Here is a 19,614-nt window from a genome sequence, read left to right on the forward strand (position 1 = left end):
CGTTTAACCGCTGCGCTTTTTTGTGTCTTTTTTTTGTAATGGTTTAGTCATTTTTTTTTAATTAAAAGTACGCTTGGAAGTCACATCCATTTTCTATAGTGCTGCGGTTACTAATTTGAAGCATGCGCTTCAAGCAAAAATAACCACTACACTATGGGAATAATAAAGGATGAAAATTAAAAAAATTGCTGCGGCAGTTGGCTTAACGCTTATGTTAAGCACAGCAAGCCATGCCAATGTATTACCGCAAAGCCAAACAGATAGTAGCTGGTATACCAATGCCCAAACCACGTTAGCTGCTAAAACGGCTCAAGCACAAAATGAAAACACAACAAAAGCTAAAAACGTCATTTTATTTGTAGGCGACGGCATGGGTGTATCTACCCTTACCGCGGCACGTATTTTACAAGGCCAGCGCGCGGGTGAGTTAGGTGAAGAAGGTTATTTAAGCTTTGAAGAGTTCCCATACTCGGCGCAAGTAAAAACGTATAACGTAGATGCACAAACACCTGATTCTGCAGGCACAATGACCGCGATGATCTCAGGCGTTAAAACCGATGTAGGCGTAATTGGTGTAGATGAAGATATAGAGCGCGGCGTGTGTTCAAGCGCTGCGGGTAACGAGCTTTTAACAGCCACAGAGCTTGCTGAAATTAAAGGCTTAGCAACAGGTATTATTTCAACGGCGCGAATTACTCACGCAACACCTGCGGCAACGTATGCTAAATCGGCAGACCGTAACTGGGAAGACATCTCAGACATGCCAGAGGGCTCAGAAGCCTGTGAAGATATTGCCTCGCAACTCATAAATTTTGAAAAAAACCTAGAAGAGCGCTATGTAGGTACTGATGTAGATGGCCTTGATTTTGTAATGGGCGGCGGTCGTCGTCACTTTTTACCAAAAGATGAAGCGGCTAACTCAGCAGATGCAGTAAGCGCAGTTGAGGGCGATCGTACTGATGAACGTAACCTAGTTACCGAGTGGCAAACACAATACCCAGATGCAACGTACGTAATGGATCAAGCAGGTTTTGATGCTATTGCTGATGATGCCACTAAAGTATTTGGCTTATTTAACGAATCGCACATGCAATACGAAGCCGACCGCGCAAACGATGTAGCGGGCGAGCCTTCATTAAGTGAAATGACCAGCAAAGCGATTGATGTATTAGGTAAAAACGAAAATGGTTTTTTCTTAACGGTTGAGTCGGGCCGTATTGACCACGCACACCACGCGGGCAATGCTTATAACGCACTTAACGACACCATAGAATTTGCCAAAGCAGTACAAGCTGCGGTAGATAACACCAACCCAGAAGAAACCCTTATTTTAGTAACTGCCGATCACAGCCACGTGTTTACCATTGCTGGTTACCCTAAACGCGGTAACCCCATTTTAGGCCAAGTAGTTGCCGTTGGCGAAACCACACCAAGCCTTGCTGCCGACGATATGCCTTACACCACAGTAGGTTATGCAAATGGCTTAGGGTTTAGAAACTTAGCATCTGAAACAGATGCCGATGCTGCTTATTTAACAGGCCCAGTTGCTGGACGTGTAGAGCTTACAGGCGTTGATACTACTACTCCTGGTTTTCACCAAGAAACCACAGTACCCCTTGGCTCAGAAACCCATGCCGGTGAAGATATTTCACTGCATGCAAAAGGCCCAGGCGCACAGCTAGCTCAAGGCGTAATTGAGCAAAACGTAGTATTTCATTTAATTAATCAAGCTCTTGAACTAACTCAGCAATAATGGCGGCTAACATGAACAAATTAACAGTACTTTCTTTGGCAGTAATGGTCGTGCTTGCAGGTTGTAGTGACAATGACAATGACAAAGATGAAAATAATATAATCGCAGTAGATAACACCATTGCTGTAGGCTCAGAGCAATGTATAAACGGCGGCATAGAAACCCAAAGCGGCGTAGATACAAACGCCAATGACGTACTAGATAGCAGTGAAGTAACCTCTACTAATTTAGTATGTAACGCACCCGCTACGTCACTCACTAGCGAGCAACTTGCATCACTAACAAGCAACGCATGGTTTAGCGGCGCACAAGAGCAACTTGTAAAAGCGCAGCAAGCCAGTGCCAATATAGTTACCGAGTCAGGCAAAGCTAAAAACGTTATATTATTTGTAGGCGACGGCATGGGTATTTCTACTGTAACGGCTGCACGTATTTTAGCGGGTCAGCTTGAAGGCGGGTTAGGTGAAGACTACCAACTTAGCTTTGAAACCATGCCTTTTTCGGGCTTTGTTAAAACCTACAACGTAGATGCACAAACGCCAGATTCAGCAGGCACTATGACGGCAATGGTATCGGGTGTTAAAACCGATGTGGGCGTAATTGGTGTAGATGAAGACATTGAACGTGGCGTGTGTTCAACAGCGCAAGGTAATGAGCTCGTTACCTCGCTAGAACTTGCTGAAATTGCCGGTAAAGCAACGGGCCTTATTTCAACGGCGCGTATTACTCACGCAACACCTGCGGCAACGTATGCTAAATCGGCTGACCGCAATTGGGAAGATATTTCGGATATGCCAGCAGGTTCAGAAGCCTGTGAAGATATTGCATCGCAACTAGTTAACTTTGAAGCCAACCTAGAAGCACGCTTTGCCGGTATTGATGTAGATGGCATAGACGTAGTAATGGGCGGCGGTCGACGTCACTTTTTACCTAAAGATGCCGCAGCAAACTCAGCCGATGCAGTAAGCGCCGTAGAAGGCGACCGTACTGATGGCCGTAACCTAGTGACCGAATGGCAAACAACTTACCCAAGTGGCACATACGTTATGGATCAAACTGGTTTTGATGCAATCAGCGACAATGCGACTAAAGTATTTGGCTTGTTTAATGAGTCTCACATGCAATACGAAGCCGACCGCGCAAACGATGTAGCAGGCGAGCCTTCGCTTTCGCAAATGACCGAAAAAGCAATTAACGTGCTTGATAACAACGACAATGGCTTTTTCTTATCGGTAGAAGCAGGGCGTATTGACCACGCGCACCATGCGGGTAATGCATTTAATGCCCTAAACGATACTGTTGAGCTGGCTAAAGCGGTAAAAGTGGCAATGGAAAATACCAATCCAGAAGAAACGCTAATAGTTGTAACAGCCGATCACAGCCACGTATTTACCATTGCAGGTTACCCTAAACGTGGTAACCCAATACTAGGTAAAGTAGTTGCCGTGGGCGAAACCGAGCCAAGCCTTGCTGCCGACGATATGCCATACACCACAGTTGGCTACACCAATGGTTTAGGCTACAGAGATTTAGGCGATGAAACCGATGCTGATGCAGCTTACTTATCTGGACCGGTAACAGGGCGTGTAGATTTATCAGACGTTGATACAACTACACCGGGCTTTCACCAAGAGTCGTTAGTACCACTGGGCTCAGAAACTCACGCAGGTGAAGATGTTGGCGTATACGCAATGGGCCCAGGCGCTCACTTAGTAACGGGCACAAATGAGCAAAGCTTTTTATTCCATGTAATGGACTTTGCGGCTGATTTAGTTAAAACAGCCGACGAAAAAGTAACGCAGTAAGCCGCTAACTTGTATGTTTAAAAACAACTCGTACTATGTGCGAGTTGTTTTTTTATGTCATAAAAATGCCATTGTAAGTCGTTATTGTATGACTATTACAGTGATGTTTAAAAAGAGAAAATTTAATGAAAATCGCATTATTTTTAATGGCAACGCTTGCCAGTACCAGCACCTTAGCGCAGCAATGTAAAATTGATAGCGCACATTTAAAAGCCGACTATAAAATTACTAATACTCATAACCATGAGCAAAGCACACAATCACTAACGCTTTGGCGTAATAACTCGCAAGTAGCGCATCAGCGTGAGGTTATTACCGAGCTTTGGCAGCACTTAGCTAACAAGCAAATTCGCCCAATTCGTTATTTTAATGCCCAGCAACGTGGTATTGAGTATCAGCCGTCTGAGGTGCGTGGCATACAAAATTGGAGTGCTAAAAACCAGCTGGTGGATGCGCATTTAATCGAAAAAATGACGCTTTTAAACACCCAAGGCACAGGCTGCGATGAAGTAAAAAACTACGAACTTACCGAGGGCGACAACCAATTTAAACTCGCTTTATTTAGCAAATCAAACTTGGTTAAAAGCTTTAGCGTAATGAATAAAAAAAGCCACACTCACACTGAGCTTAACCTAAATGATGTAAGCAGTAATAAAGCAGAAATAACCGCACAGTTTGCCAAGTGGGATCGCTTTCAAACTACCGACTACGCCGACATTGGCGATAACGAAAACGACCCGTTTTTAGCAAAAATGATTAACCTTGGTTTTATAGAGCACAGCGCAACGGGGTTTTATAACCAGCAAGGTAAAGCGATTCAAGGTGGGCACCACCACTAGGTTTTAGCTGGATTTTAGTGGTATAGGCTTTACCATGTGGCACAAAATGAGCTTGCTGTATTGAGATTAAATTTAATGTACTTTTAAATCAGCAAGCTAAGTGGGCGACTAATCGCCTTGTAAAATAGAGTGAATTTAAAATACTTCCGCCTAAATAATACCTCGAATAACCGTCTCTTTTTATAAATAAGAACAGTCTATTGCTAATTATTTATAGTTGGTAATAACTTATACTATTTGATATTAATAGAAGTTCACACTATAGGGACATTTAGGAAATGTTGGAAAATGTCTTCTGATAAAGTTATTACATGTCAATGGAGAGTTTAATGAAAGAGCTTGTTGCTGAATATGGTTTTTATGTCGCGCTTTATGCAGCTTTATTATCATCATATATTTTTATTGATCAAAAATTCTCTGCTCGTGCAAAAATTACCTTCATACATCGTATTTTGGATGGAAAAATATTAAGAACGACTGTGACTAACCTTAGCTCTAAGCCTATCACTATTTTAGAAGTGAGATACTTTTACGGAAAATATAGTTCTCAACGAAATATACCATTAAAGACTAGTATGTTAATTGATTCTGGTGTGGCTATAGACATAGATATAGAATTAGAAAAAGAAGCAAATTATTTAGATGGAGTATCAGAATTTGAATTTATTTCGTCTATTAATCAAAAGCATATATATAAACTTCCTAGATTAATTATTGACGAGCTAAGGATTGAGTTTTTGAAAGTTGCAGCAGAAAGCTTTGCAAAAACAGATATGGCTTATAATGCAGCGATGAAAAAATTGAAAAATAATCTGGAATCTACAGAGGAGTGCGTTATTAAAAAAAATGAATAGGCCGTTTAAATGCGAAGCAATTTTTACTTAGTGTCATAGCTTGCAATAAACTTTCTAATATTAAGTTGCCATTTTCTATGAAGTTATTTAGCCATAAGGTTCGGTAAAATGGTATTGTTTGCCCAATAGCCCTATTAGTATGACACTGACATATTTATTTCCTATTTAAGCCTTAATTGCATTTACTGTAAGTATAAACTCTACCGCCTGACACTACTCCAAATGAGAATCATCAGGCTTTTTAGGTCTATCAGCTAGCTCTGTTAGGCCGTCTTCACAGTCGCCGTGTTCGCAGGTATTTAAATCACTTTGTGCCTGTTTATCTTGCTGCAGTACTTGTTTTAAATCTTCCATACGTTGGCGCACGGCTACGCCGTAGCTGGCATCGTCGCCCCACAGTTCGGCTAGTTGCAATACGGCAGCGCGGTCGTGGTCTCTAAATAGTTTTCCAGCGCGCTGGGCATCTTCTTTGTTGTTACCTAACAGCTCAAGTGCATCTACCGCTAAGTTAATGGCTGAGTCGACAGTTTCGCGGTTAAAGGCATCTACTTTTAAATTAAGCATTTGATACGCATGGCGACGGTCGATTGCGCGGGCAACAATTTTAAGCTGCGGGTAGTTTTTATGCGCGAGCTTAATTATTTCTATGGTTTTATCTGGGTCGTCTATTGCTACTACCAACATTTGTGCCGTGTGCGCACCTGCGGCTTCAAGCAGTTCTTGGCGTGCGGCATCACCATAAAATACAGTATTGCCAAAGCGGCGTAGTAATTCTATTTGGCTTGGGCTGTGATCTAGCACGGTAATGTCGTAGCCTTGCGCGTGCAGTAAACGCCCCATAATTTGTCCAAAGCGTCCGTAGCCCGCAATAATTACGTGTTTTGCTGTGCTAATTTGCTCTGGCTTATCAAATTCAGGTGCGGTGCTATTACTGCGTTTTTGTATTTGCTCGTAAACCATTAATAACAGTGGGGCAACCAGCATTGAGACAGCAACCACTAACGTAACTAGGCTTGTTTGCTCTGGCGTTAAAATGCTTAATGTAGTGGTTACACTTAATAGTACAAAGGCAAACTCACCACCTTGGGCAAGCGCTAAAGCAAACAGTAAACGCTGCTTTTTACTAATATTAAAGGTAACGGCAAGGGCAAATAAAATGCAGGCTTTTACTGCAATAAGCAGCGCAACGAGTGCAATAACGGTTGTAAATTCATCCGCTAATAATTCAAAGTTAATGGATGCGCCTACGGTTATAAAAAACAATCCTAAAAGTAGCCCTTTAAAGGGTTCTATATCGGCTTCTAGTTCGTGTCTAAATTCGCTTTCGGCAAGCACTACACCAGCTAAAAATGTACCGAGTGCGGGAGATAAGCCAATGCTTTGCATAACTAGCGCTATGGCAATAACCAAAAAAAGCGCAAAAATAGTAAATATTTCGCGCATGTGAGTTTGTGCTATGTATCTAAATAGTGGGGCAGATACGTATTTACCACCGGCAATAATGGCGGCGATAACCGCAGCCGACACACCAACTTGTTGCCATACCGGCCAGCTTGCAATAATGGAGTCGCTAATGTCTTTTGAGCTACTTTGCGGTGCAAATGCAAGTAGCGGCAGTAGCGCCAAAATAGGAATAATGGCGATATCTTGAAACAGTAAAACCGAAAATGCATTTTGCCCGGCTTCTTGTTTTAGCCAGCCTTTTTCTTCAAGGCTTTGCAGCACAATAGCGGTTGATGAAAGCGCCAGCATTAAACCTATGGCGAGGGCCGTTTGCCAGTGCATGGCAAAAAACCAATAACAAAATGCAAAAATAGCGGCGGCTGTTAACACTACTTGTAAGCCACCGAGCCCTAAAATAGAGTGTCGAAGTTTCCATAAACGCGAGGGTTGTAACTCAAGGCCAACCAAAAACAGCATCATTACTACGCCAAACTCTGCAAAGTGCATTACATCAGTTTGATCGCCCACCACACCTAAGGCGTAAGGGCCTATAAGTATGCCTGCAATTAAATAACCAAGTACCGAGCCAAGGCCGACTCGCTTGGCAATGGGTACAGCCACAATGGCTGCCGCTAAGTAAATTAAAGCTATTTCTAACACGCGTATATCCTAATAATATCAAGGCTTTTAGCATGGCTTAGTGGCTTTAAAAATACAATGGGTCATGTGGCTGAAAATGGATCATTTAGTCATAATTAATCGGCTACTTTTACGGGGCCGTTAATGTTATCAATACTTACATCGCCTGAGCCAGATTCGGTAATAGTGAGTCCTTTAGCGTGGTTAACGCGAATGTCGCCTGAGCCATCTTCAATGGTTACGCTTGCTTGCACGTGCTCGATAACTAAATCGCCAGAGTTGTCGTCTACACCTACTGCGCCATTAATATTATTAATAGCAATGCTGCCTGAGCCATCTTCGACAGTTAATGTGCCGCGTACATTGCTAATGCGCATATCGCCCGAACCATCATCAACAACCGCATTGCCGTTTACATTATTAATATTTACGCTGCCAGAGCCGTCGGTAAGCTCTAAGTTACCAGTGATGTTTTCAAGGGTTATATCGCCTGAACCATCTTCAATGGTGAGATTTTTAGCACTGTTTATAGATAAACTACCTGAGCCGTCTTCTACGTTAATGTTATTTTGCATAGCACTTATAACAATATCGCCAGAGCCATCATCAATATCTAAATTGAGATTGCTTGGCACGGTTACAATTACATCTATATGTGGAGATTGGCCATTATAAAAGTTAATACCATTTTGGGTTTTATTTTGGGCAACAAGATTTGCCTGTTTACCGTTTTGCTCAAGGGTTAGCTCGTACTCGTCGTCAATATCGGCTGTATAAATTGTGGCATCTACACTTATGCTGGTGGCATTAGGCGAGCCTTTAATTTCAAGTGAGCCTGCACCGCTTAACACATTTAAGTATTCTAAATTATTGCTTGGCAGTGAAAGCTGTTTAGTTTGTTTTACTGAGGCAACGCTTGGCGATATATGAAATACACAGCCGCTTAATAATAAAATGCCGCCAATAAGTGAAAGTGGTTTTGTAATGCCTGATACAGTTGATGAGCTCATTTTTAGTCCTTTGGTATTTATTGTTTGTATTTGTATAACCAATATAGAGCAAAAACGAGACCAATTATAAGCTGTTGTTTTTATTGAGATATGGTGTGTTTATGAAAAGTGGATTTACTAATAAGTGGTTAAATACACTAAGAAGTAATTAAAATAAGAAGTAATTAAAAAAGGATGCGCATGGCATCCTTTTTAAGTGTTTGCTTTTAGGTTAATTATTAAAAGCTGTAAGTAATGTTACCGTATAAAAAGCGCCCATCTAAACCATACGGCGCATATGGCGTGTACGGGAATATTTGGCCAAAGTCAGAGTAACCAATGTTATCTACGGTGGCTTGTGGGTACTGATCGAACAAGTTGTTTGCACCTACTGCAAATTTCCAGTATTCGTCTGGGCGGTAGGCTACTTCTAGGTCGGTGATCCATTTAGGGTCTATGTACTCATCGCGATCGGCTGTGGTTGAAATATCCGCCACTTCACCGTAGCGCGTTGCGCGTAGAGTGGTTTGCCATTCGTTAAAGTTCCACACTGCCGATAGATTCCATTTGCTATCTGGCGTGCCTTCTTCAAAACGGCCTACTTCACGACGTGCAAATACAACGTAGTCGTCGCCTAGTGAGTTTAGCTCGCTTGGGTTGTCGTTTACGTGCGTTACTTCGGTATCGTTAAAGTTAGCCGCTACGTTTAAGCGTAAGTCACCTAAATCGCTTAAATCTAAGTTGTAAGTAGCAACAATATCAACACCTTGAGTACGTGAGTCGATTGCGTTAGTAAAGTAACGTACGCTTTCTGTATTTAACTCACCAGCATTTTGCAGTATTTCTACTACGGCATCGCCCTCTAGGTTTTCAGACAAAACAATACGGTCATCAATATCAATACGGTATGCATCCACTGTTAGGCTAAAGCTGCCTTGCGTGTACATAAAGCCCGCTGTTACGTTTACAGACTCTTCTGCATCAAGCGGCTGTGCACCTAGTGCTTGCGCTGCTGCTGAATCGGTTGGGAATAAACCTACTTCAAACGGTTCGTTGTTCTCAAGCACGGTAGAGATTTGGCGGTACGAGCTTTGAGCAAGTGATGGCGCACGGAAACCTGTGCTAATAGCACCGCGCAGAGATAAGTTTTCGTTAATGCTGTAACGCGACGCAAGTTTAGAGGTAAACGTATCGCCAAAGTCGCTGTAATCTTCGTAGCGACCTGCTAAAACAAGGTTCCAGTTTTCTGTTAGGTAAGTATCAAACTCAACAAACACGGCTACGTTGTGACGACTTTCGTCGGTTACGCTTTCTGGGCCAAAACCAGCTAATACTTGTGCGCCACCGGCTGCAATTGGATTACCGTCGCTATCAAGAGCTGTAATGTAAGATGCTTCTTCGCCTTGCTCTATTTTATAGCTTTCGTGGCGGTACTCTGTACCTACAGTAAAAAATACGTCATCTGGTAAACCAAAATCGAGAACTGTATTTGCCGTAGCGTTAACTAAAAACTGATCGTAAACCAGTGCGCCGTTGTCAAATTCGGTTGGGCTGTCGGCACCTAGCGATGTATTAATACTATTTACAACGCCAAAGCCAAAGTCGTTACGGCCGTAGTTGGTACTTACATCCCATGTCCACTCGCCTGTTTCGCCTTTTAAACCTAGTGCAAATGAGTAATCTTGTACGTCGGTTTCAATTTGCGGTAAAAAGCCGTCAGGGTAAACTTCTAATACGTTGCGGCTGTCTTTTGCACGGCGGTAAAAACCACCTGAATTACCTTCGCGTTTTGAGTAACTACCAAACGAGTAAAGGTTATAGCCGTTATCAAAGTCGTAACCCATGTTGTAAAACAAAGCGTAGTCTTCAAGGTCGGCTTTACCAAAGCGGTGGTTGTAACGGTCGATGGTAAATTCGCGTGGGTCTAGGCTGCCATCTTCTAGGCGGTCGTATTGCTCGCGTGGGTCAAAGCCTGAGCGCTGCGTAGAGTCGTTATCGCGGTATTCAATAGATACGTTTACAAAGCCGTTATCTAACAGCTCAAATCCAGAGTTTGCGCTAATTGTGCGTGTTGCACCGTCGTTTACTTCGCGGTCGGCGCCGGTATTAAATGCCAGATTGCCGTTTGCATCTGCGTAGGTGCTTTCTAGCTGTGATACACCTGCCATTTGCGTGTCGTACTCGCCGTACGTTACGCTTACGCTGCCGCCTTCTGAGGCATCTTTAAGTACAATGTTAATTACGCCAGCTATGGCGTCTGAGCCATACTGAGCTGCAGCACCGTCGCGTAGTACTTCTACACGTTTAATCGCTGAGGTTGGGATCATGTTTAAATCAACAGCGGTAGAGCCTCGGCCAACAACACCTGCTAAGTTTAATAGCGCGCCTGCATGGCGGCGTTTGCCATTAATAAGCACTAGGGTGTGATCGGGTGCTAAACCACGTAAAACAGCAGGTTTAGCGTGGTCGGTACCATCACCCATTGTAGCGCTTGGGTAGTTAAAGCTAGGTACTTGGTTTGCCAGTATTTGGCTAATTTCTAGCTGACCCGTACTTTGCATATCACCACTGGTAATAATATCTACAGGTACAGTACTTTCGGCAATACTACGTAAACTTCTACGTGTACCGGTAACCGAAATGACTTCAATACTTTCTTGAGCTTGTGTGTCTTGCTCAGCAGCAAATGCTGGTGAATAAGACGCGCTAAGCGCAGAGGTAACGGCCAGACTAAGTGCTACTTTTTTGGCTGATAATTGCTTTAACATGATGTTGATTCCCTTAAGGGCTGCTGACTATTGATTTTTCAAAGGAGCGCATAATATAGAAGCGACTACCCTAGTGCAAAGATGAAAACTATCTAACTTATTCAAACTTGTTAATAAGTAAGAGCAGTGATTACGTTAAGTATAGAAGTTTAGATCGCTGCCGTTGCAATCTTGTGTCGAATGGTTGCGAATTCAAGGGGAGTGTGAGTAATACCAATCCGCAATAATACTTAATCATTTTTAGGGGCTAAACGTGTCGCTATCTGCGTTAAAAAATTCTCATTTAGAACAACTAAATAGCGAATTTTTTGCCTTGCTATCAACACGTTTATCCGTCCTCAAAATAGATCACTTAATTATGCGGATTGGTATAAAAGTTATTAAAAAGTAAAAAGGCCAAGCAAGTGCTTGGCCTTTATAAATTGCTAAATTACGTGAATAAAATTATTCAGGCGCAACTTCAAGTGTTGTAAATAAAGCATAACGGCCAGCGTCTACGCCTTCTTCGTTTACTTCAACATCGTTAGACGTTTCTATTAGGTATAAGCCAGGCTCTTTCCACGTAGTTGTGAACATACCATTTTTATCGGTAGTTACTTTTACTTCGCCACGCTCGTTACGGTAACGAGTGTCACCTTTTAAAATGCTTACTTCAATACCTTCGCCCGCAGGTTTACCATCCTGTAGAAGTTGGAAACGTGCTTGCTCGCCTACAAATAAGTCATTTGGATGAGTTGCACCGCTAAGCTCAAGGCCTAAACCAAGTTGTGCAGGCTTAGATGTACCGTTACGGCTTACAAACGTATCTACTGTTGAGATAACTTTAGTTGTACGTACGCCTTTAGCATTGCTTGGTAATTTAGCATCTGTTTTTTTACCAAATACACGCTTGCGCTTGCCTTCTTCATCTTTATAGAAGGTCATATACATTGGCTTTTGCGTCATAGCAATGTGGTAAGTACCATCTTCTTTTAGGCTTACTGCTGCTGAGCTTTTACGCTTTAGGTAATAAGCACGAATGGTTTCAGATACTTTTTCACCGTTTGGTGCAAGTGCCATTAATAATGTGTCGTCGTACTCTGCGCCTTTTTCTTTTGGCTTAAAGGCTTTATCTGGGGCAAACATTTCGTTTGAGATGCTTGCATCAATCATTACGTAATGCGCTTTATCGCCAGAAAGCGATGTGTGCGAAGGGTGTAACCAGCGGCCATGTGCGCTTGCCGATGTAGATACCAGCGCCGATAAGCTAAGTGCGCCAATTAATGCGGTTTTTAATAAACTAGTTTTCATTATATTTCCTTTGTTTAATACATTTAATAAGTGATTTTACTTATACAAACTTAGGGTTACTTAGTGCTTACGGTGACGAAACTTGTCGAGAATTCTTTTTTACCTTCAATTGTTACTTTGCCTGCTTGTGTTAAATCAAGCTCAACGCGGCTGTAGTCACGGCCACCTTCTTCACGAACAACTTCAATATTTAAAAGGTATTTACCTGGCGCTACGGCATTGCCGTCTAAATCTTTACCTTGCCATTTTATGGTGTAAGTGCCAGCGCGTTTTGTAGCGCCGCTGATACCGTCAAAATTAATGTCGGTTTTACCCGCTTTACGCCACCACTGGCGCAAGTCTTTAAACCATTCGGCTTTTTGTACCCATAACGCAAGCGTTGTTACGTGTTTACGCTCTGGGGTTTCTAGCCATATAGCTACGTACGGGCGATGATACGGCTGTACGTCAAGATCAGCTTGGGTAAATTCAATTTCTAGCTGGGGCGTTTGTGCCTGCGCCGTTGTTTGAAATAAAGCGGCAACCATTAATAACGCTGCGCTTATTACAGTACTTACTTTTAACATTAAGACACTCCTTTAATTTGTGGCACCCAACATAAATAGATAACCAACGGCGTGGCTACGCCGAGCAGTGTTATCCATAAGCCAAGGTTACGTTTTTTTCTGTTTTGAAATAAAATTATCATTCCGGTGATGGCAAAAATAATCATCAACACCGCTGAAATATCAATTACCCAGCTCCACACAGCACCGCTGTGACGGCCTTTGTGTAAATCGCCAATAAGGCTTAAAAAGCCGCCGGTTTGGTAATCTAGGTTTAGCTCGCCAGTTGTAAAATCAAGCTCTGCGTAGGCAAAACCCGCTGGCAGTGGGTAGTCAATCATCACAAGTGCGTCTTCTTTTTCCCATTCAATGCTTTTTACTTTGGTTAAAGAGTATTGCTTGGCAAGAAAGGCTTCTATTTCTGGGTAAAGCGTTGGCAAGGTATCTAGTTGCGCATTCGCTTTAGTGACTAATTCTGCTGGAATAGTTGCAGTTACTTGGCCGTTGTTTTTATCGTTTTTAAGCCAGTCAACATGGTTAAGTACAATGCCGCTAACGCAAAATAGAATGAGTAAAAAGAATAAAGCGGTAGATATGTAAATATGTAGTGCGCGGCTTGTGCTATACAGAGCACGCTTATTTATAAACGCCATAACAACTGTAATTAAGTTAAAGTTACAACATGATAATCATTTGCATTAACTATTACAAATTTACTTACTTAACTTTACATTAAAAAGTTATAGGCATTGAGGTATTTTACTAAAGAGGAAGTTTTAGTTACTTTTTGGCGGGTACGAAGGCCTTAAAATAAGATAGATCATTACCGATATTTCAATAGCTGCAACAAGGTAAATTACCCATACAGGGGCGCTTGAGTAAAGTAAAAATACAAAGCCAATTAACATACCAATAGCGGCGTAACATTTTGCTTTTACAGGCACTACTTTATGAGCTTGCCATTGCTTTAAGGTAACGCCATAGCGGGGGTGGTTAAGTAGCCAGTGTTCAAGTGCAGGGGAAGATCGTGTAAAACACGTAAGCGCGAGAATAAAAAAGATGGTAGTGGGCATAACAGGCAGCACTATACCAATAATACCAAGGGCAACTAACATTAACCCAAGTGCTTTTAGCCATAAGTTTTTATAACAAATAAATACTGATTTTATATTCACTTAGGCTCTTTTTAGTAATGGCTGGTACTTTGGATTGTAGGCCAAATAGTTATAAAATCGAAGGGTAAAAACATAAAAAAGGGCAAACTAAGTTTGCCCTTTTAAATTTATAAAATAGGTTTTACTTATTTAGAAGTAATAACCTACGTTAATGTTAAAGCGACGCTCTGTATCGCCTTCACCAATAATTGAACCACCAATAAATGGCTGGTTACGTGCTTGAATAAAGTCAAAGTACGTAAATAATGGGCCTGCTGATACGCTCATTCCGGTTACGTTCATCCATGTATCTGCACTGTCGTCAGATTTGTCGTAAATAATGCCGTAATCGTTGTAAAACTGCACGCCAGTTATTGGGCCTAAATCAACCGATAGGTCGTAAGCTACGTTAAAGTTAGTCATGGTCGCTTCGCTTGATACGGTATCGTAGTAATCAAACGCACCTACAACAAAACGGTTGCTGTTGTCGTCTAGGTCGTAGTCGTATTCACCGTGCTGAAATTGAATATTCCAGTTATTAATTTGGCTGTTTACGTGGAACGCCCATGCGCCGTAGTTACCTGCGCTGTCGTTACCATCATGTAGGCCACCACTTAATAGTGATACACCCACATCTGTTTTAGCGTTTTCGCCATGCTCAATTTGATACACTGTGCGGGCTGCAAATGTATTGTATTCACCAAGGCGAGAACCTGGAGCATCATATGTGCCTTCAGTTGTTGCACGGCTACCAACAATATCGAAAGAGTAACGCTCGTTTACTTCAGAGCTGCCATCAACGCCGCCTACTTCATCATTTTTGAAAAAGCCTAGGTCTAGCTTCCAGTTGTCTTTAAGTTTACGGTTTACTGTTACACCTAAATCAAAGTCGTCTTCTAGGCCTACGTAGTAGTTAGTGCTAAAAAAGTAGCTGTGTGAGTTGTAAGGGCCGTTACCAAAAGGTACAGGTGCAATACCTGCTTGAGCTTCCCAGCCATCAGTGAATTCGTAACCTAAGTATGCATACTTAACAATGGTCATGTAATCGTAAAAACGAAAATCACCATTAACAGAAATATCGTTTATTTCGCCAGACAAGTTAATACGAAATACTTCAAAGTCTAAATCGCCGCTACGATCTTGAGTGTCTTCATCGTATGAATTAGTGCTGTAGTTAAAACGTACTGCGCCACCAATTTTAATGCCTTCGTCTTTTGTTTCAGACTCAGCGGCTGCTACTACAACCTCTTTTTGATCTGCTTTTTTACTAATTTTTGCAACTTCTTGCTTGTGTTGCTCATTAATTTTTTGCTGCTTGGTTTTTTCGTCAGCTAATTTGTTTTCTAGCTGCTGCATTTGTTGCTTAAGCAGTTTAAGTTGGCTTTGTAGTGAGTCTAGATCTTCTGCTGCATAAGAGGTGCTTGTAACACCACCTAAGATTAGTGCTAGTGTTAATTTTGAGAGTTTAGTCATGATAGCCGCTCAGATTTTGATTAAAAAATAAAAAATTCAAGGCGTCGAAAAACGCCTTACGTTTAGAGTAAGAACTAAATTATAGTATTTTTTTTATTGTTTATTCTTTTGGAGCTTGAGTAAGTGCACCAACTTCAAGAAGGGGCGATGCATCTAATTTATCTGCATCCATCATAGCGGCAACTCGCTGCATTGATGAGAGTAAAAGGCTCTGTTCCCACTCAGCTAACGCAGAAAACTTTTCAATAAAGTGTTCTTGCAGTGGCTGAGGTGCTTTTTCAAGTAACTCTTTTCCTTGCTCGGTGAGGTATAAGCTCACACGGCGTTTATCCATTTGACTGCGTACGCGTGTTACTAAGTTTCTGCTTTCTATTCTGTCGAGAATATTGGTGACCGTTGCTGGACTTAAATTTACATTTTGAGCAATACGGCTCGCCGTAATTCCATCGGTTTGGGAAACTTCTTGCATTATAAGCAATTGTGGCCCAGTTAAACCTGAAGTTTTATTTAGTTGCTTAGAATGTAAATCAATCGCGCGGATTACTTTACGTAAAGAAACCAATAACTCGTCATATCTTTGCATTTGCTTATCTCGTCGATGGGGCGGTGGTATGCCGTAATCGCGAAATGTTACACATCAAATAAATTGAATTCAAATAATAAATTGCACTTTAGGCTGCTTTTATTGGTTTTTAATAGTTAGAGCAGTAACTAATGTACAACTATGTTGTTTAAATCTTATTAAATATTCTTAGCATCTTGTGTGCATTAAGTTGCGCACACTACGTATGTTGTGAATAATTGGCAAGTCTTATTACATAGACTTTAGTATTATTCATTCACAGCTGTTAGTACAAAGTAATTGTTTGTAAGTTAACTGTGTATGTATTAATCGGCAATGAACAAATTCAGCAACCCGTATTTAATACGTATAGCGTATACTTTAAGTATGCATTATTGTTTATATGTACATGTAAAAATCTTTAGTATCAGCATTATAGGGAACAATATGAAATTATCGCCATCGGTTAGCATTGAACAAAGCAATACAGGCCTTGAATTTATTAAAGTAGCTGGCTCAAAGTGTGATGCAAAGATATTTTTGCAAGGTGGGCAAATTACCGAGTTTATCCCTAAAAATAAAAAACCACTTATTTGGGTGTCCAAAAACGAAACATACCAAGAAGGCGCAAGCATTCGAGGCGGTATTCCTATTTGTTGGCCTTGGTTTGGTACACATAAAAATGATGGTTGGCCTGCTCATGGCATCGCTCGTACGAGTTTATGGCAAGCCGACGAAGTACATGAAGATGATGAGCAAATTACTATAAGCTTAAAGTTACCAATGAAATTGGTAAACACGGCGTATTGGCCGCATCAATCGGCGTTAACCGTTGAGTTTGTTTTAACGGATAAACTGCAAGTGCGTTTAACTACAACTAATTTAAGTAATGCTGCGTTTAGTTATACTCAAGCGCTGCATACCTACTTCCCTACCTCAGATATTAAAAGTACGTTTGTTGATGGTTTACAAGGCTCGCAATATATTGAGTTTGGCGAAGGACCTTTTGCTCAAGGTGAGCAAGTTAACTTTGCGCGCGAAACCGACATGGTTTACACCGAGGCGGGTAGCTCTCAAAATATACACACTCCAGAAGGTGTTATTAATGTGAGCCGAGAAAATTCAAGTTCGTGTGTGCTGTGGAACCCGTGGATAGAAAAATCAAAACGGTTATCTAATTTTGCCGATGATGAGTATTTAACAATGCTCTGCCTAGAAGCTGCGAATGTACTCGCAGATGAAGTAACACTTGAGCCAAAACAAAGTCATACATTAGTAACGACCATTAGCTGGGCTGATTAATCTGAATTCGATAGGAAGCGACTGTGTTTAACAATCAACAAATAATGGATTTACCAGCGCATAGCGCCATTAACTTTAAGCCCTTAGCTGATAGGGCTTTGCTACATAAGCAACTTAATTGGCTTGCGTTTTACATTCCGCTAATTGGGGTGCTGATAGCTCTTTGTTATTTTAACGAAACGTTTGCTAACAATGCGCAAACGTATTTATTAATTGGAATGCCAATTTTGGTCGCAGTATCTATGTTGTACAACATAGTTAATGTAAGGCTGCAAGGTTTTGCTGTTCGGGAGCATGACATAGCTTTTAAAAAAGGGGTTATATGGCAGCAAGTGACTATTTTGCCGTTAGCGCGTGTGCAGCACATGGAAATTCATCAAGGGCCTATAGAGCGAAAGCTTGACCTTGCGAGTTTAAAATTGTTTAGCGCTGGAGGCGTAAGTGCCGATTTACAAATAGGTGGCTTAACGCATAGTGATTGTAAAAATATGCGCCAATTTGTGCAAAACTACCGCCAAGATGAAACAAACCCTCAAACCGAGAGTGTTGATGAGTAACACAATTAGCGAGGAGCAAAAGAGCTCTCTGCACTGGCAAAAGGTATCGCCTTGGGCACTATTATACTTTGTGGTGTATTTTAGTGTTCGTTTTGTAAAAGACGGCCTTTTAAACTTGCTGCCTATGCTTGTGGTGTTTGTAACTCAGGTAGAAAATAAATTGTTTTGGGCGCAAGTAGCCGGTGGTGCGGCACTTATTACACTGCTTGTTTACTCATTTTTATATTATTTAAACTTTAAGTTTTGTATTAGTGACGATCACGAAATACTGCTAAATAAAGGGGTATTTAAAAAAGAGCGACTTACCCTTAAGTTTTCACGAGTACAAAACGTAAATATTGCCGAGCCTTTTTATTTTACCCCGGTGAATTTAGTTAACTGTATTTTTGATGCCGCAGGTAGCGTTGCTCAAGAAGCAGTGTTACCTGGGGTCACTAAAAGCTATGCAGAGCAAATGCGTAAGCAGATTTTTGCATTTAAGGCGCAGCAGCAAACCGACGACGAACACGAAGAGCAAAGCGAAGCGGACTTAGCTGAAAATAGCCTGCGTATTAGCAATAAGGAAATAGCCAAGTTTGGTTTAATGTCGAACATGGCTATTTTAGCAATTGCTGCACTTGCACCATTTATTAATGTACTGGTTGATTTTTTAGAGAAAAAAATAATATCTAAGGTTGAGGGGTTTTATCAGCAAGAGCTTGGTATGTTGGCAAACGCAGCAACCTTCGCGATGGTTACCCTTATTGTAATGCTTGTTTTAATGGCCGTTTTGCTCTCTGTGACTATGTCGCTTATTCGTTTTTATAACTTTGAGCTTTATTTTAAGGGCCAAAAATTTAAACGTATTGCTGGCTTGTTAGAGCGCCATCAGCTTTCTATGAGCATGGATAAGGTGCAATCTATTGTTATAAAGCAAAACCTAATGGGGCGGGTACTAAAGCGATTTACTGTTGAGTGCTTGCAAGCAAGTAGCGGGGGCATTGTGGCAGGAGTAGCGGCTAAAAAGAATAAACAAACCTTAGTGTTGCCAGTATTAAATAGCGAGCAAGTAGATAGCGTATGCCAATGGATTTACCCGTGGTTTAACAGTAAAAAACTCGTCTTTAAGCGCGCAGAGCGAGCGCTTTTGTATAAAAATTTAGGCTTTTATTCACTGTTACCCAGTGCTTTAGTGTTTGGGTTTTGTTTTATTGCCGATATTAACACTTTGATTAGCCTTGGTGTTTTGGTGGTGTTCTCTGGCTTGGTAACCTTATCGTATCAGCGTTATGGTTATTACATGCATGAGGATAATGGTCGATTTTACATGGTTGTACGCAAAGGTATGGTTGGCGTGCATTATCGTATTTTTGAGCTTTATAAAGCGCAAAGCGCTCGCAGTATAAGTACGTACTTAATGCGCAAATCAGGCTTAAAAAGCCTGTATATACAACTTGCTTCAGGCTTTGTATTTATGCCTTACATAAAGCAGCAAGATGCTGACTTTATTATCGATTTTACAATTAAGCAGATTGAGTCAGATACACGCAGCTGGATGTAATCTCTCCTATATAAGTAATAAGACATGTGTAAACACACATTTGCACATGCTTTATTACACTTTCTTACTGCCCCTGAAAGACATTTAATAATACCCTAGAT

Annotated in this window: 16 protein-coding genes; 7 read left to right on the forward strand and 9 right to left on the reverse strand. The window is 41.4% G+C overall.

Going from position 1 to position 19,614, the window contains the following annotated elements; genetic code table 11:
- Nucleotides 1–169 precede the first annotated feature (169 nt).
- From CWC11_RS14305 to CWC11_RS14320, 4 genes are all read left to right on the forward strand, one after another.
- Nucleotides 170–1,753, forward strand: a complete 1,584-nt coding sequence (locus CWC11_RS14305; RefSeq protein ID WP_138683242.1) for an alkaline phosphatase — start codon at nt 170–172, stop codon at nt 1,751–1,753.
- Between the two features lie 11 nt (nt 1,754–1,764).
- On the forward strand, nt 1,765–3,558 hold the full coding sequence (locus tag CWC11_RS14310; RefSeq protein ID WP_138683243.1) for an alkaline phosphatase: 1,794 nt from the start codon (nt 1,765–1,767) through the stop codon (nt 3,556–3,558).
- A gap of 125 nt (nt 3,559–3,683) precedes the next feature.
- Nucleotides 3,684–4,397, forward strand: a complete 714-nt coding sequence (locus CWC11_RS14315) for a hypothetical protein (RefSeq protein WP_138683244.1) — start codon at nt 3,684–3,686, stop codon at nt 4,395–4,397.
- Nucleotides 4,398–4,726: 329 nt separating this feature from the next.
- Nucleotides 4,727–5,251 carry a hypothetical protein gene (locus CWC11_RS14320; protein ID WP_138683245.1) on the forward strand — a complete coding sequence of 175 codons (525 nt, stop codon included), beginning with the start codon at nt 4,727–4,729 and terminating at the stop codon, nt 5,249–5,251.
- Nucleotides 5,252–5,464: 213 nt separating this feature from the next.
- On the opposite strand, the gene CWC11_RS14325 is transcribed toward CWC11_RS14320, so the two are convergent.
- The 9 genes from CWC11_RS14325 to CWC11_RS14365 form a co-directional block, all read right to left on the reverse strand.
- Entirely contained in the window at nt 5,465–7,354 is a 1,890-nt protein-coding gene (locus CWC11_RS14325) for a monovalent cation:proton antiporter-2 (CPA2) family protein (RefSeq protein ID WP_138683246.1), read from the reverse strand.
- Nucleotides 7,355–7,449: 95 nt separating this feature from the next.
- Complete coding sequence (locus tag CWC11_RS14330) at nt 7,450–8,343, reverse strand: DUF4097 family beta strand repeat-containing protein (RefSeq protein WP_138683247.1); 894 nt, start codon at nt 8,341–8,343, stop codon at nt 7,450–7,452.
- Nucleotides 8,344–8,561: 218 nt separating this feature from the next.
- Nucleotides 8,562–11,090 (reverse strand): TonB-dependent receptor plug domain-containing protein, encoded by a 2,529-nt coding sequence (locus CWC11_RS14335; RefSeq protein ID WP_404488741.1) that lies wholly within the window; start codon nt 11,088–11,090, stop codon nt 8,562–8,564.
- A gap of 444 nt (nt 11,091–11,534) precedes the next feature.
- On the reverse strand, nt 11,535–12,380 hold the full coding sequence (locus tag CWC11_RS14340; RefSeq protein ID WP_138683249.1) for a DUF4198 domain-containing protein: 846 nt from the start codon (nt 12,378–12,380) through the stop codon (nt 11,535–11,537).
- Nucleotides 12,381–12,436: 56 nt separating this feature from the next.
- Complete coding sequence (locus tag CWC11_RS14345) at nt 12,437–12,946, reverse strand: DUF2271 domain-containing protein (RefSeq protein WP_138683250.1); 510 nt, start codon at nt 12,944–12,946, stop codon at nt 12,437–12,439.
- Nucleotides 12,946–13,578 carry a PepSY-associated TM helix domain-containing protein gene (locus tag CWC11_RS14350; protein ID WP_138683251.1) on the reverse strand — a complete coding sequence of 211 codons (633 nt, stop codon included), beginning with the start codon at nt 13,576–13,578 and terminating at the stop codon, nt 12,946–12,948. The genes CWC11_RS14345 and CWC11_RS14350 overlap by 1 nt, the downstream gene beginning before the upstream one ends.
- Nucleotides 13,579–13,701: 123 nt before the next feature.
- Complete coding sequence (locus CWC11_RS14355) at nt 13,702–14,100, reverse strand: YbaN family protein (RefSeq protein ID WP_138683252.1); 399 nt, start codon at nt 14,098–14,100, stop codon at nt 13,702–13,704.
- A 129-nt stretch (nt 14,101–14,229) separates the two neighbouring features.
- Complete coding sequence (locus tag CWC11_RS14360; protein ID WP_138683253.1) at nt 14,230–15,552, reverse strand: FlxA-like family protein; 1,323 nt, start codon at nt 15,550–15,552, stop codon at nt 14,230–14,232.
- A gap of 100 nt (nt 15,553–15,652) precedes the next feature.
- Nucleotides 15,653–16,135: a MarR family winged helix-turn-helix transcriptional regulator gene (locus tag CWC11_RS14365; RefSeq protein WP_058547750.1), complete on the reverse strand. Its 483-nt coding sequence runs from the start codon at nt 16,133–16,135 to the stop codon at nt 15,653–15,655.
- Nucleotides 16,136–16,561: 426 nt separating this feature from the next.
- Between CWC11_RS14365 and CWC11_RS14370 the strand changes: the two genes are divergently transcribed.
- From CWC11_RS14370 to CWC11_RS14380, 3 genes are read left to right on the forward strand one after another with little or no spacing between them, the layout of a single operon-like run.
- A complete protein-coding gene (locus CWC11_RS14370) occupies nt 16,562–17,416 on the forward strand; it encodes a D-hexose-6-phosphate mutarotase (protein WP_138683254.1) in 855 nt (284 codons plus the stop codon).
- A 23-nt stretch (nt 17,417–17,439) separates the two neighbouring features.
- Nucleotides 17,440–17,973 (forward strand): PH domain-containing protein, encoded by a 534-nt coding sequence (locus CWC11_RS14375; protein WP_138683255.1) that lies wholly within the window; start codon nt 17,440–17,442, stop codon nt 17,971–17,973.
- On the forward strand, nt 17,966–19,513 hold the full coding sequence (locus CWC11_RS14380; RefSeq protein ID WP_138683256.1) for a PH domain-containing protein: 1,548 nt from the start codon (nt 17,966–17,968) through the stop codon (nt 19,511–19,513). The genes CWC11_RS14375 and CWC11_RS14380 overlap by 8 nt, the downstream gene beginning before the upstream one ends.
- Nucleotides 19,514–19,614: the final 101 nt, after the last annotated feature.

This window comes from Pseudoalteromonas sp. S3178 (genome assembly GCF_005886985.1).
Taxonomy (GTDB): Bacteria; Pseudomonadota; Gammaproteobacteria; order Enterobacterales; family Alteromonadaceae; genus Pseudoalteromonas; species Pseudoalteromonas carrageenovora.